Source organism: Agrobacterium sp. LAD9, from assembly GCF_003031125.1.
Lineage (GTDB): Bacteria > Pseudomonadota > Alphaproteobacteria > Rhizobiales > Rhizobiaceae > Agrobacterium > Agrobacterium radiobacter.
Map to the genome: position 1 here is coordinate 38516 of NZ_PHGS01000008.1, position 13402 is coordinate 51917.

The following is a 13402-nucleotide window of genomic DNA, read 5'->3' on the forward strand; positions in this document are numbered from 1 at the left end:
TTTTTGATGCCGGCTTTCGGCGCCGTTTCGGCCTTTCTTCTGGATGACCTGATGCCTCGTCTTCTTCGACACAATGCCCATAAAGCCGCCGGATTGATCCTCGCTGCCGCCGCACTTGCCGCCTGCCAGCCGAAACCGCAGCCGGCTGCCTCCATCTCCCGCGCGGCCCTGCCGACCATGGAACGGATCGCGCTTGGCGCGAATGCCTGCTGGTTCAAGTCGGGCGATGCGGCCTTCAAGGCCTATCGTCTGGCCCCTGAACTCAACTCCTTCTCCGGCCGCCCGCGCATCCTGCTCGTGCCGCGCAACAGCCCGGAATCGCGCCCCATGCTGGTGGTGCAGGCCGAAGGCAATCCGGCAAAGCTCGACGCTTTCGGACCCGTGATGAACGAAGCCATTTCCGGCCGCATCGCAACCGACGTCAAGCGCTGGGCGAACGGCGGCAAGGGCTGCTGATCCGACAAGCGCGGAAACGGTCCGCGGCGGGCGCATCGGTTAGTTCTTAGCTTGGTATGCATCGTTCCTATCCTCATCCCTGTGCTTGTCACAGGGATCCAGCCAGCCCAAGTCCCTGGGCTGAGGGGAGTCCTTCCGCCGCGCAGACGCGCATCGGCTGGATTCCAGTGACAAGCACAGGAATGAGGGACACGGATGTGCCCGGCGCAAGAAATCCCTGTAACGTACTTGTCGATTTGGCAAAGAGGCTCTCGGCAAGCCAATAAAAAAACCCGCCAGCGCCGGTTGGGAGTGGCGTGGCGGGCTGCCGAATGGCTTGATGGCGCCGGGGAAAGAAGGCACCGCTCTCCGACAAAAAATCAAAGCGACCGGGAGGGCCAGGAGAGAAGCCGCGATTTTGCGGCCTCGTTGAGGGCCTCATCCCGCGTAACGCCGATATCCTCCAGAAGATCGTCGGACAATTCCCGCAAAGCGAGCCGTCCCTGCCGTTTCCGGTGCCAATTGAACATGCCCGCAATCAGGCGACCAATAAGCGTGTGGGCGATCTTGGCCGGAAAGGGCGCCGGTGCGACCATGTCGCCGGCATCGCGGAACACGCGTTCCCGTTCGTAGCCATCAGGATAGAGTGTATCCGCTGTCGAAAGGTATTGATCCATCTTGCGCATATTGCACCTATTGTCTCCGTTCGTTGATCCTCAATTAATGCAGACAATAAATACAATTGACTTCCCGATAGATACAATGCATAAATTGTCACCATGACAAATTGGCTTCCCGACATCACCGAGGGCGACGGCCCGATTTATCTTCGCCTCGCCGACAGTATTGAAGGCGCGATTTCCGACGGCACCCTGCAGGCCGGCTCGAAACTGCCGCCCCAGCGCAATCTTGCTTACGATCTCGGTGTGACAATCGGTACAATCAGCCGGGCCTATGCGCTCATCCACGAACGTGGCCTCGTCAGCGGTGAGGTCGGACGCGGCACCTATGTCAATGAGCGCAAGACCCCTGCCCCCTCATTGCCCCTGGAACCGGCAGCGGCGGCCTTCGGCAGCACACGCCACGCCATCGACAGCAGCGCCGAATTCAGGCTGAACACGACGGCGGCACCGGATGTCGGCCAGAGCGGGCTGATCGCCTGGCACATCGAGGCCGTCACCCGTGAGCATGCCTACGACATCACCAATTACGCCCGCTCCTTCCCCGACAGCTGGTGCATGGCGGGCGTTCGCTGGCTTTCCCAGAACGGCTGGTCGCCGAAACCGGAGAACATCGTCTCGACGCTTGGCGCGCATGCGGCGGTGATGAGTGTGGTGACGGCGATGACCGCGCCGGGCGACCGTATCGTCTTCGAACCCGTCACCTATTCCCACATCAGCCGCAGCGCCGCCCTTGCCGGTCGGCGGGTGACGCTCGTGGAAGCGGATGAGAACGGCATTGTCCCTGATGATTTCGAGCGCGTCTGCGCCCAGCAGCATCCGAAGATGATCTTCCTGATGTCGGCCGGCCAGAACCCGACCTGCGCCACCCTGCCGGAAGAGCGCCGCCGCGCGATTGCCGATATCGCCCGCCGTTACGGCGTGTGGATCATCGAAGACAATCTCTACGGCGCGATGACCCGCGAGGCGATCCCGCTGATCGCCGAATTTGCGCCCGATATCACCTTCGTGGTCGGCGGCCTGTCGAAATCCGTCGCCGCCGGCGTGCGCGGCGGCTGGGTCGCCTGTCCAGCGCAATATTCCTCTCGTATCCGCATTTCCCACTCGATGCTGACGGGCGGCCTGCCCTTCATGCTGGCCGAGTTGAACGCGCGCCTCGTCAATAGCGGTGACGCCGATGACATTCGCAAGGACTGCATCGCAGAAATCAATCAACGCGAAGCGATTGCCCGGCGGGCCTTTGCCGGACTGGATTTCAATTCGCTGCCGGATATCGCCTTCCTGTGGCTGAGACTGCCCGAACCCTGGCTTTCCGGCACCTTCCGCAATGCGGCGATGAAGGAAGGCGTGCTGATCGACGACGAGGACGAGTTCAAGGCCGGACGGACGGACAAGGTTTTCCACCGCGTCCGCATCAGCTTTTCAGGCCCCTCCACCCGCGAGGAACTGACGCATGCCTTCGGCGTCCTCCGCCACCTGCTCGATAATGGCTCCGCCGGATATGAGAGCGTGGCATGACCCGATGTGCGTTGGCGCGCAGACCGTGCGCCGCCAGCGAATAACGGCATAAACCGCCAATTAACCGGCAAAACAGCGCATTTTCCTGTCGCGCCATTGAGCCTCTTGCGCTAAAGAACCGGAAACTTTCCTCGGCTCGAACCGCGTGAGACCTATGTCGATTCCAAACTCCATCAAGATCACCCCGGAACTCGTTGCATCCCACGGGCTGAAGCCCGACGAATACCAGCGTATCCTCGACCTGATCGGACGGGAGCCCAGCTTTACCGAGCTTGGCATCTTCTCGGCCATGTGGAACGAGCACTGCTCCTACAAGTCTTCCAAGAAGTGGCTGAAGACCCTGCCGACAACAGGCCCGCGCGTCATTCAGGGCCCCGGTGAAAACGCCGGCGTTGTCGATATCGACGATGGCGACTGCGTCGTCTTCAAGATGGAGAGCCACAACCACCCATCCTATATCGAGCCCTATCAGGGTGCGGCAACCGGCGTCGGCGGCATCCTGCGTGACGTCTTCACCATGGGCGCACGCCCGATCGCCGCCATGAATGCGCTGCGTTTTGGTGCTCCTGACCATCCGAAGACCCGCCACCTCGTGGCCGGTGTCGTCGCCGGTGTCGGCGGTTACGGCAATTCCTTCGGCGTGCCGACCGTCGGCGGCGAAGTGGAATTCGATCCGCGTTATAACGGCAACATCCTCGTCAACGCCTTTGCTGCTGGCCTTGCCAAGTCCAATGCGATCTTCCTTTCGGAAGCCAAGGGCGTCGGCCTGCCGGTGGTATATCTCGGTGCAAAGACCGGCCGTGACGGTGTCGGCGGCGCGACCATGGCGTCTGCCGAATTCGACGAGTCGATCGAAGAAAAGCGTCCGACCGTTCAGGTCGGCGACCCCTTCACCGAAAAGTGCCTGCTGGAAGCCTGCCTCGAACTGATGAAGACCGGCGCGGTCATCGCCATTCAGGACATGGGTGCTGCCGGCCTCACCTGCTCGGCTGTCGAAATGGGCGCCAAGGGCGACCTCGGCATTGAGCTTGATCTCAACGCCGTACCGGTGCGCGAAGAGCGCATGACGGCCTACGAAATGATGCTGTCGGAAAGCCAGGAGCGCATGCTCATGGTTCTCGAGCCCTCCAAGGAAGAAGTCGCCAAGGCGATCTTCGTCAAGTGGGGTCTGGACTTCGCCATCGTCGGCAAGACCACCGACGACCTGCGCTTCCGCGTGCTGCACAATGGCGAGGAAGTCGCCAACCTGCCGATCAAGGATCTCGGCGATCAGGCTCCAGAATATGACCGCCCGTGGACGCCGGCCAAGGTTCAGGCTCCGCTTTCGGAAAATGATGTCCCCGCTGCCGATGTCGCCGACGCGCTGGTTTCGCTGATCGGTTCGGCCAACAACTCCTCGCGCCGTTGGGTCTATGAACAGTATGACACGCTGATCCAGGGCAATTCCCTACAGCTGCCGGGCGGCGATGCCGGCGTGGTCCGCGTCGAAGGCCATGACAAGAAGGCGCTCGCTTTCTCCTCCGACGTGACGCCGCGTTATGTCGAGGCTGACCCCTTCGAAGGCGGCAAGCAGGCCGTTGCCGAATGCTGGCGCAACATCACCGCAACCGGCGCCCTGCCGCTGGCGGCCACCGACAACCTCAATTTCGGCAATCCGGAAAAACCTGAGATCATGAGCCAGCTCGTGCATGCCATCAAGGGCATCGGCGAAGCGTGCCGCGTGCTGGAATTCCCGATCGTTTCCGGCAACGTCTCGCTCTATAACGAGACCAACGGTCAGGCGATCCTGCCCACCCCCACCATCGGCGGCGTTGGCCTCCTGAAGGATTGGGGCCGCATGGCGCGCATCCGTTTTGCCGCCGCTGACGAAGTGGTGCTCTTGGTCGGCGCGCCTGCCGGTCTTGGCACCCACATCGCCCAGTCGGTTTACATGCGCGACATCCATGGCCGCATCGATGGCCCGGCACCGCATGTCGATCTGGCAGCCGAGAAGAAAAACGGCGATTTCGTCCGCACGCTCATCACCGATGGCCTTGCGACAGCCGTTCACGATTGCTCTTCGGGCGGTCTGGCACTTGCGGTTGCCGAAATGGCAATTTCCTCCGGCATCGGCGCGACGATCGACGCGGTCGAAGGCCATAATCCGGTCCTCACCTTCTATGGCGAAGATCAGGGCCGTTACGTTCTGACGGTGAAGAAGACCGATCTCGACAAGGTCCAGGCAGCGGCGAAGGCGGCGGGCATTTCCTGCCCCGCAATCGGCGTTACCGGCGGTGCGAGCGTAAAGCTGGGCACGGCGCGGGCTGTCGAGATTAAAGAATTGCACTTGGCCTATGAATCGTGGTTCCCTCAATTCATGGACGGCGAAACTTTGCTCGCCGCAGAATGAATTAAGGAGAAACACCATGCCCATGAAACCCGGCGACATTGAAGACATGATTAAGGCGGGAATTCCCGGGGCAAAGGTCACGATCCGCGATCTGGCCGGTGACGGCGACCACTACGCGGCGGAAGTCGTTGCGGAAGCATTCAAGGGCAAGACCCGCGTGCAACAGCACCAGATGGTCTATGATGCTCTGAAGGGCAATATGGGCGGCGTTCTGCATGCCCTTGCCCTGCAGACTTCGGCTCCCGAATGATTGCGCCCGTGAAAGCGGTGTCGGCAACAGCACGTCTCTGTCCGATCTGCGGCAGAACGTGAAGACTGCGGATTAAATCAAAGGCCCGCGTGATGCTCTCACGCGGGCCTTTTCATATCGGGCAGAATGAACGAACGCCGCTTACAAAACGGGCGGGCTCTGCGAATCCAGATCGGCGAAGGATGCGGCCGGCAAAGGCCCCGCCGTCAGCAGGGTAAAATCGTAACCGGATTTGCGATCCGGCCCCAGAACATATTGCCGGTGCATGCGCAGGAAGTTGCGCTTGTTCTTTTTATAGCGTTCCGATGACAGCGAATGCTTGAAACGGATCGGTACGATTTTCGGCTGCGGCGCATCCTTATGGCCGGTCAGCGCAACCGTGTTGCAGCGGTAGAGGTGGATCGGATCGGTCAGGCACTGGATGTCGAACCATGTCACCTCCGGGTGACGCGCAATCGCACCGACGCTCTCACGAAGCCTGTCCGCACTCGACAGGAACGCACATTGCAGCGCCGCTCCGCCCAGCGTTGCGAAGGACAGCTTCCGGCCATCCAGCGCATTTGGTTTCAGCTCCAGCACGCGGCCGATAGTGGCGAGCGCAAGACTGGCGCCCATGCTGTGCGAAACGACCAGAACCTCGTCCGAGGGCTGTTCGAGCGCCGTCAGAACAAGTGCTGCCCTCTCCTCGATCCAGTCGCGGGCAATCGGTTCATCGCGGCCGACCGCGAGCGCAAACCGCCAGTCCGCATAAAGATGCAGGGTATGAAACCGCTCCGCGAAAGGCAGGAACGCCTTCACGAAAAACAGGGCGGCAGCGGGAAGGCTGATCGCGAAGAGCCAGAGCGGCAAAGCGAAAAGCCAGGGCGAAAGTGCAATAGTCGCCGCAAGCGCACCGCCGACAAGCATCAGCAGGAACGGGAAGATGAAGAACAGGCCAAAACGCCAGGCGTGACGGAAGTAGCGCGCCGCGCCGCCCTCGGCGATGATGCCTGCGCCGGCTTTGAAACCAAGCCAGATCTGCTGCCAGACCGGCGCATCCCGCAATTGCGATATCACCGCATTATGATCGTAAACGAAAATGTCGGAGCGCGTCCGCCAGTCGCCGGCCGAAGCTTCAACCGTGAATGTCTCGCCGCCCGGCCTGCTCGTGAGCGGTCCCACCGCATAGTCGACATCCCACGTCTTGCCGGCAAGCGCCGCCGCCCGCTGGTAACGCAGATGATGGGCCGCCGCATCGAGCGGATCGAAACCGGGGAAATAAAGAACAAGTCGTGACTTGACGCTCGGCATGCACAAACCTTCGGGCTGGAGACACCCGAAAGGATCGCTTGATACAGTGGGCGATGCACGTATAGTAAAAATCGCGACGGAAATATGATTTATTTATTGGCGAGGGAAAATTGTCTGGCATCGTCGATCAATTGCTCAACGGCGTCGTCAAGGGCGCTCTGGCCGAGGTGCTGACCAAGACCGGTATCCGCAAGACCCGACGGGCCCGCCGGACGAAAAGCGCCGGTTCCCTTGCCGGCGGCATCGTCGGCTCGGTCCTGGAAGCCGCGATCAACGCAGCCGTCAAACCCAAGCCAGCCAAGAAGCAGGTGAGCAAAAGACGCACCGCCGCCGCCCGCAGCAGGCAGAGGTATCGCTGAGGCGTCCCAAGCCACTTTTTTGGCATGTCGTGCATTGCAACACGGGCGCATTTTTTACACACCCCGGGTGGAAATCGCGCCGCGACATGTTATCTAGGAACAAACGGAAAGCAGCGGCCTTGAACCGCATGTGAAAGGAATAGGCCTATGAGCGGCATTAACGACATGATCGACAGCGAAGTGAAGAGCAACGACATCGTTCTTTTCATGAAGGGCACCCCGCAATTTCCGCAGTGCGGTTTTTCCGGCCAGGTGGTACAGATCCTCGATTATCTCGGCGTCGACTACAAGGGCATCAACGTGCTTGCCGATGCCGACATCCGTCAGGGCATCAAGGACTATTCCAACTGGCCGACAATCCCGCAGCTCTACGTCAAGGGCGAATTCGTCGGCGGCTGTGACATCGTAAGAGAGATGTTCCAGTCCGGCGAACTGCAAAGCCACTTCCAAGAACAGGGTATCAGCGTCCGCGGCGCGGCCTGATTTCGGCCGGTTCATCCGGCCCACCCTGATTGTCAGAAAACTATGCCAGGCGTTGCTTCATGCAACGCCTTTGCCGTTCTTTTTGGGGCAATCCTGTGACAGAACTTTCACAATCCACCGCTTCGCGCGCAGGCTCGATGGGGCGCACGGAATTTATCGCGCTCGCCGCGATGCTGATGGCGCTGAACGCGCTTGCCATCGACATCATGCTGCCGGGTCTTCAGGAAATCGGCGCATCGCTTGGCGTCGTGAATGAAAACCACCGCCAATATGTCATTTCCACCTATCTTCTGGGCTTCGGCGTCGCGCAGCTTCTGTACGGTCCGATCTCGGACCGTTTCGGACGCCGCAAGCCGATGCTCGTCGGACTTGCGATCTATATCGTTTCAGCCCTCGCCGTAGTCTTCGTACCGTCATTCTCCGGCCTGCTGATCCTGCGCTTCATTCAGGGCATCGGCTCGGCGGCGACACGCGTCATTACCATCTCGATCGTGCGTGACATCTATGGCGGCCGCCAGATGGCGGAAGTCATGTCGCTGATCATGATGGTGTTCATGGTCGTTCCGGTCATCGCGCCCGGCACCGGCCAGATCGTGCTGTTTTTCGGTGACTGGCACCTGATTTTCGCCTTCATGGCCGGAATTGCCGCCGTGGTGACGGCCTGGATGTATTTCCGCCTGCCGGAGACCCTGCATCCGGACGACGTCCGTCCCTTTACCGTCCGCTCGGTACTTGGCGGCTTCAAGATCGTGCTCACCAACCGTATCGCGCTCTGTTACACGCTCTCCAGCACCTTCATCTTCGGTGCGCTGTTCGGGTTCATCAACTCGGCCGAACAGGTCTACAAGGGCATTTACCAGCTGGGTGCATGGTTTGCGGCCGCTTTTGCGGGCGTGGCACTGTTCATGGCCTTCTCGTCCTTCATCAATGCAAGGCTTGTCGGCCGGTTCGGCATGCGCAAGCTGTCGCACGGATCCCTGCTGGGCTTCATCGCCATCACCTTCATCTGGCTGGTGGTGCAGGTGCTTGGCCCGGAACCGATGCCCTTTGCGATCTTCATTGTGTTCTTCGCGCTCGCCATGTTCCAGTTCGGCTGGATCGGCTCAAACTTCAACTCGCTCGCCATGGAACCGCTCGGCCACGTCGCCGGCACGGCCTCGTCCGTTATCGGTTTCATGGGAACGGTCGGCGGCTCGCTGATTGGTGCCGCCATCGGCCAGGCTTTCGACGGCACCGCACTGCCCATGGTGGCCGGCTTCTTCGTCGTCTCCATCATCGGTCTGATCTTCGTGCTGATCGGGGAAAAGGGCGTGTTGTTTCAGGCCCACAACAAGCCGACACGGTAAGGGCCGTTAGAAAAATGAAAGGGCGCGGAATTCTGTTCCGCGCCCTTTTTGTTGATTACGAGTTCACGTCATCCGCAGCCCGTCACCCCGGACTAGATCCGGGGTCTAGCCAGCCCAAGTCTTTGGGCTGAGAAGACTCTTTCCACCGCGCAGACGCACGGCTACTGGATGCCGGATCAAGTCCGGCATGACGGGAGAAAGCCTTCCTGCACAGCCCCACATTAATTCGCCGCCTCAAACCGTAAAAATCTTCTCGCGCAGCAATTCCCACGTCTCTTGATTCGGCGCCAGCAGCAGCCCGCCATCCACATGCCGCGGCAGATAAGGCGAGCCGTCGAGGCGCGCCGCATAGGCGCCCGCTTCCTGCGAAAGCAGCGTGCCGGCCAGATGGTCCCAGGGCATCAGCTTGTTATACATCAGGAAATGCATGTGGCCGCCGCAGAACAGGCGGTATTCATGCGCCGCGCAGCGATAGCTGGTGAACAGCCGCACATCGGCGAGGTTCGTCAGAATCTTGCGCCGTGTCTCAACGTCGAAATAGCCGGTATTGGCGATGCCCACCATCTGCGACAGTTCAGGCGCCGGCACGACCGACATCTCGGTCTGCGAACCATCAGCACTGCAAAGCCAGGCGCCGGAACCCTTTTCGGCAATCGCCCAGTCATTGCCCATCGGATCGAAGATCAGGCCGGCAACGGTCTCGCCCTTCGAGATGACGCTCATCATCACGCCGAAAAGCGGCAGGCCGGAGGCGAAATTATAGGTGCCGTCGATCGGATCGACCACCACGGCAAGATCGGCATCGGCAAGCTTGCCGAGCAGCGAGGCGTCCGTCGCCACCGCTTCTTCGCCGATGAACAGCGCATCAGGCATGATTTCCTGTACACGGGCGCGGATAAGCCGCTCCGCAGCCTCGTCGGCCTCGGTCACAAGGTCGATCGCCTCGCTCTTTATCCGCACATCGCCCTCGCCCAGATTGCGGAACCGCGGCAGGATTTCCACTGCCGCCGCCTCCTGAAGCGCGTTGGCAAGAGAGGCGATGTCGAGTTCGAGAGCCATGGGCGATATCCTTCTTTCTGAGCGTAACGACTATAAAGCGACGATTTCCCGTCGCAGCATCTTCCAGCTTTCCTTGTCGGGAGCGGACAGGATGCCACCCTCCGTTTGTCCCGGCCGATAGGGCGTATTGTCGAAACGGGCCGTATAACCACCCGCCTCCTGATGAACAAGCACGCCGGCGAGATGATCCCACGGCATCAGCTTCTCATGGCCGATGAAATGCAGTTTGCCGGCCGAGGCGAGCCAGTATTCATGTGCCGAGCAATTGATTGAAAGCGCCATCTTTATCTTCGCCATATTGGCGGCGATCACCGGACGGCGATCCTGATGGCTGTGGCCCCAGGAGAAAATGCCGACCATTTCGGACAATGGCACGGGATCGGCGACCTTGAGCTTCGCCTGCGAACCGTTCCTGCGGTTGAGAAACGCGCCCTCGCCTTTCAAGGCGACGATGGTGTCACCCATGACAGGATCATGAATGAAACCCGCCACCGTCTCGCCCTTGACGGTGACCGCAAGCAGCGTGCCGAAAGCGGGGAAACCGGAAGCATAATTGAAAGTGCCGTCGATGGGATCGATCACGAAAGCAAGCGGCGCATCGGCAAGCGCCGGAATGACGGATTGGTCCGCCTCATAGGTCTCTTCGCCGACTATATGGGCCTTCGGGAACCGCTGCAGCAGAGCGGCTGTTATTGCTTTTTCAGCGAGAACATCCGCCTCGGTAACGAGATCGACGGCGGAGGTTTTTTCCGAGATAGCGCCGGCGCTCAGGTTTCGGAAGCGGGGAAGAATTTCGTTCACGCCGGCAGCGGCAACGGTGGAAATGAGAAAGTCGATATCTTTATCGGAAAGGGTCATCGGGCGGGGCACTTCTTCATAAGGGGGAGTTGGCCTCCCTACGCTCTTCAGGTGACGCCCCGGTGACAGAAAGCGCCGAGAAATCAAAAAGCTTCGGATCGAGCAGGTGCGACGGATTGACGTGGGCAAGCGCCCGCAGCATCACGTCCTTGCGGCCGGGCATACGCCTTTCGATGTCTGCCAGCATCTCCTTCATGGCATTGCGCTGAAGCCCGTCCTGAGAACCGCAGAGGTCGCAGGGAATGATCGGGAATTCCATCGCCGCCGCGAATTTCGCCATATCATCTTCGGCGCAATAGGCGAGCGGGCGCAGCACCATCAGGTCACCCTCGTCATTCATCAGCTTTGCCGGCATGCCTGCAAGGCGACCACCATGGAAGAAGTTCATGAAGAAGGTCTCGAGAATATCCTCGCGGTGATGGCCGAGCAGCAATGCGTCGCAACCCTCTTCCCGCGCGATGCGGTAAAGATTGCCGCGCCGGAGCCGCGAACAGAGGGAACAATAAGTCCCGCCCGAGGGCACCTTCTCCTTCACCACCGAATAGGTGTCGCGATATTCGATGCGATGGGCAACGCCGATCTTCGCCAGATATTCCGGCAGCACATGCTTCGGGAAATTCGGCTGGCCCTGATCGAGATTGCAGGCGATCAGCTCTACCGGCAGCAGACCGCGCCATTTGAGATCAAGCAGCAGCGCCAGAAGACCATAGCTGTCCTTGCCGCCGGAAAGGCCGACAAGCCAACGCTTCTGGCCCTTCAGCATGCCGAAATCTTCAAAGGCCTGACGGACATTGCGCAGAAGCCGCTTGCGCAGCTTGTTGAACGAGACTGAGCGCGGTGCATTGTCGAACAGGGGATGCGAGCTGCCGTTTTCTTCGGACGGGTCCTGATCTGCCCCGACCCTGTCGGCGATGTCATCGATCTTGGTGAGAATGTTCATCATCAGCTCGCTCCGGCACGACTGCCGTTCTTAGTGCAGGCAATGCCCCCATCCGCCGGCAATATCAAGCCCCGAATACGGACCAGCCGGTTTTCGTCGCCAGCATTTCCAGCGCCTGTGACCCGAGTGCTGAATTGCCCACCTTGTTGAGACCCGGCGACCAGACCGCAATCGACGCCTTGCCAGGTGCCACCGCCATGATGCCGCCGCCGACGCCGCTCTTGCCCGGCAGGCCGACATGATAGGCGAAATCGCCCGATCCGTCATAATGGCCACAGGTCAGCATCAGCGCATTGATGCGCCGCGCCCGCCGATCCGAAACGACCGTATGGCCGCTCAGCGGATTGCGGCCGCGATTGGCAAGGAACAGCCCGGCCCGCGAAAGCTGCGCGCAGGTCATCGAAAGTGCGCACTGATGGAAATAAACGCCGAGCGTATATTCCACCGGGTGGTGCAGATTGCCGAAGGAGCGCATGAAATTGGCGAGCGCGAAATTGCGAAAACCAGTCGCCTGCTCGGATTTCGCCACCGTGTCGTCGATGCTGATCGTGTCATCGTCAGCGAGATAGCGCACGAAGCGCAGAAGCTCGCCGATCGCCTCACGCGGCTGGTGGCCGGAAAGAACGATATCCGTCACCACAATGGCGCCGGCATTAACGAAGGGATTGCGCGGAATGCCGTGCTCATGCTCCAGCTGGACGATGGAGTTGAAGGAAGAGCCCGACGGTTCACGCCCGACGCGGTTCCATACCGTTTCCCCCGCCTTGCCGAGCGCCAGCGTCAGCATGAAGACCTTGGAGATGCTCTGGATCGAAAACGGCGTGAGCGCATTGCCGGCCGTATAGGTGGTTCCATCGACGGTGGTGATGGCGATGCCGAACTGGTTCGGATCGACCTTGGCAAGCTCGGGAATATAGTCCGCGACCTTCCCCTCGCCCAGCCGCGGCACCATGCTGTCGTAAATGGAATCGACGATCGCCTGAATGTCCTGCATGCAAAGCCTTCCCCAGCAAACAAAAAAGCCGCCCCGAGGGGCGGCTTTCTCAATACTGAAACGCGTCGATTAACGCGAGTAGAATTCGACGACCAGATGCGGTTCCATGACGACCGGGTACGGAACGTCAGAGAGAGCCGGGATGCGAGCGTAGGTCGCAACCATCTTGTTGTGATCGACTTCGATGTAATCAGGAACGTCGCGTTCTGCGAGCTGAACGGCTTCGAGAACCGTAACCAGCTGCTTGGACTTCTGACGAACTTCAACAACGTCGCCCGGCTTGCAACGGTAAGAACCGATGTTGACGCGAACGCCGTTAACCGTGACGTGGCCATGGTTGATGAACTGACGCGATGCGAAAACGGTCGGAACGAACTTGGCGCGGTAGACGATGGCGTCCAGACGCGACTCGAGCAGGCCGATCAGGTTCTCGGAGGTATCGCCCTTACGACGGTTTGCTTCGTCGTAGGTGGCGCGGAACTGCTTTTCGCGCAGTTCGCCGTAGTAGCCCTTGAGCTTCTGCTTGGCGCGCAGCTGCGTGCCGAAGTCGCTCATCTTGCCCTTGCGGCGCTGGCCGTGCTGGCCCGGGCCGTATTCGCGGCGGTTTACCGGGGACTTCGGACGGCCCCAGATGTTTTCGCCCATGCGGCGGTCAATTTTGTACTTAGCCGATTCGCGCTTGCTCATCGTATTTCCTTCTCAAAAGGTTATGCCGGCCTGTTACCAAACCGGTTTAAGGAAACACGCCCTCCTCTGAAGCCCGTTTCAGGGCCTCTGACAGGCTTCTCACATGCAAATGGA

General features: G+C 60.2%; 14 protein-coding genes. 7 read left to right on the forward strand and 7 right to left on the reverse strand.

Going from position 1 to position 13402, the window contains the following annotated elements; translation table 11 throughout:
- Positions 1-6 precede the first annotated feature (6 nt).
- Positions 7-456, forward strand: a complete 450-nt coding sequence (locus DA915_RS09360) for a hypothetical protein (protein ID WP_371412710.1) — start codon at positions 7-9, stop codon at positions 454-456.
- Between the two features lie 359 nt (positions 457-815).
- Here DA915_RS09360 and DA915_RS09370 read toward each other — a convergent pair whose 3' ends face one another.
- Positions 816-1121 carry a DUF1127 domain-containing protein gene (locus DA915_RS09370; RefSeq protein ID WP_020012848.1) on the reverse strand — a complete coding sequence of 102 codons (306 nt, stop codon included), beginning with the start codon at positions 1119-1121 and terminating at the stop codon, positions 816-818.
- Between the two features lie 93 nt (positions 1122-1214).
- On the opposite strand from DA915_RS09370, the gene DA915_RS09375 reads away from it, so the two are divergent.
- The 3 genes from DA915_RS09375 (at position 1215) to DA915_RS09385 (ending at position 5272) form a co-directional block, all read left to right on the forward strand.
- Positions 1215-2633, forward strand: coding sequence for a PLP-dependent aminotransferase family protein (locus tag DA915_RS09375; protein ID WP_107675695.1), 1419 nt, complete (start codon positions 1215-1217; stop codon positions 2631-2633).
- 154 nt (positions 2634-2787) lie between these two features.
- Positions 2788-5022, forward strand: coding sequence for a phosphoribosylformylglycinamidine synthase subunit PurL (gene purL, locus DA915_RS09380; protein WP_107675696.1), 2235 nt, complete (start codon positions 2788-2790; stop codon positions 5020-5022).
- A 16-nt stretch (positions 5023-5038) separates the two neighbouring features.
- Positions 5039-5272: a BolA/IbaG family iron-sulfur metabolism protein gene (locus tag DA915_RS09385; protein ID WP_003507909.1), complete on the forward strand. Its 234-nt coding sequence runs from the start codon at positions 5039-5041 to the stop codon at positions 5270-5272.
- 141 nt (positions 5273-5413) lie between these two features.
- On the opposite strand, the gene DA915_RS09390 is transcribed toward DA915_RS09385, so the two are convergent.
- A complete protein-coding gene (locus DA915_RS09390) occupies positions 5414-6562 on the reverse strand; it encodes a hypothetical protein (protein ID WP_107675697.1) in 1149 nt (382 codons plus the stop codon).
- Positions 6563-6672: 110 nt separating this feature from the next.
- Between DA915_RS09390 and DA915_RS09395 the strand changes: the two genes are divergently transcribed.
- The 3 genes from DA915_RS09395 (at position 6673) to DA915_RS09405 (ending at position 8750) form a co-directional block, all read left to right on the forward strand.
- Positions 6673-6921: a hypothetical protein gene (locus DA915_RS09395; RefSeq protein WP_003507906.1), complete on the forward strand. Its 249-nt coding sequence runs from the start codon at positions 6673-6675 to the stop codon at positions 6919-6921.
- Between the two features lie 147 nt (positions 6922-7068).
- Positions 7069-7404, forward strand: a complete 336-nt coding sequence (gene grxD / locus DA915_RS09400; RefSeq protein ID WP_003507904.1) for a Grx4 family monothiol glutaredoxin — start codon at positions 7069-7071, stop codon at positions 7402-7404.
- Positions 7405-7541: 137 nt separating this feature from the next.
- Positions 7542-8750, forward strand: coding sequence for a multidrug effflux MFS transporter (locus tag DA915_RS09405; protein WP_107675698.1), 1209 nt, complete (start codon positions 7542-7544; stop codon positions 8748-8750).
- 234 nt (positions 8751-8984) lie between these two features.
- Here DA915_RS09405 and DA915_RS09410 read toward each other — a convergent pair whose 3' ends face one another.
- The 5 genes from DA915_RS09410 to rpsD form a co-directional block, all read right to left on the reverse strand.
- Complete coding sequence (locus tag DA915_RS09410; RefSeq protein ID WP_107675699.1) at positions 8985-9809, reverse strand: inositol monophosphatase family protein; 825 nt, start codon at positions 9807-9809, stop codon at positions 8985-8987.
- Positions 9810-9839: 30 nt separating this feature from the next.
- A complete protein-coding gene (locus tag DA915_RS09415) occupies positions 9840-10667 on the reverse strand; it encodes an inositol monophosphatase family protein (RefSeq protein ID WP_099085251.1) in 828 nt (275 codons plus the stop codon).
- Positions 10668-10683: 16 nt separating this feature from the next.
- A complete protein-coding gene (ttcA, locus tag DA915_RS09420) occupies positions 10684-11610 on the reverse strand; it encodes a tRNA 2-thiocytidine(32) synthetase TtcA (RefSeq protein WP_003507898.1) in 927 nt (308 codons plus the stop codon).
- 61 nt (positions 11611-11671) lie between these two features.
- Positions 11672-12601: a glutaminase gene (locus DA915_RS09425; protein WP_107675700.1), complete on the reverse strand. Its 930-nt coding sequence runs from the start codon at positions 12599-12601 to the stop codon at positions 11672-11674.
- 69 nt (positions 12602-12670) lie between these two features.
- Positions 12671-13288 (reverse strand): 30S ribosomal protein S4, encoded by a 618-nt coding sequence (gene rpsD / locus DA915_RS09430; protein WP_003507896.1) that lies wholly within the window; start codon positions 13286-13288, stop codon positions 12671-12673.
- Positions 13289-13402: the final 114 nt, after the last annotated feature.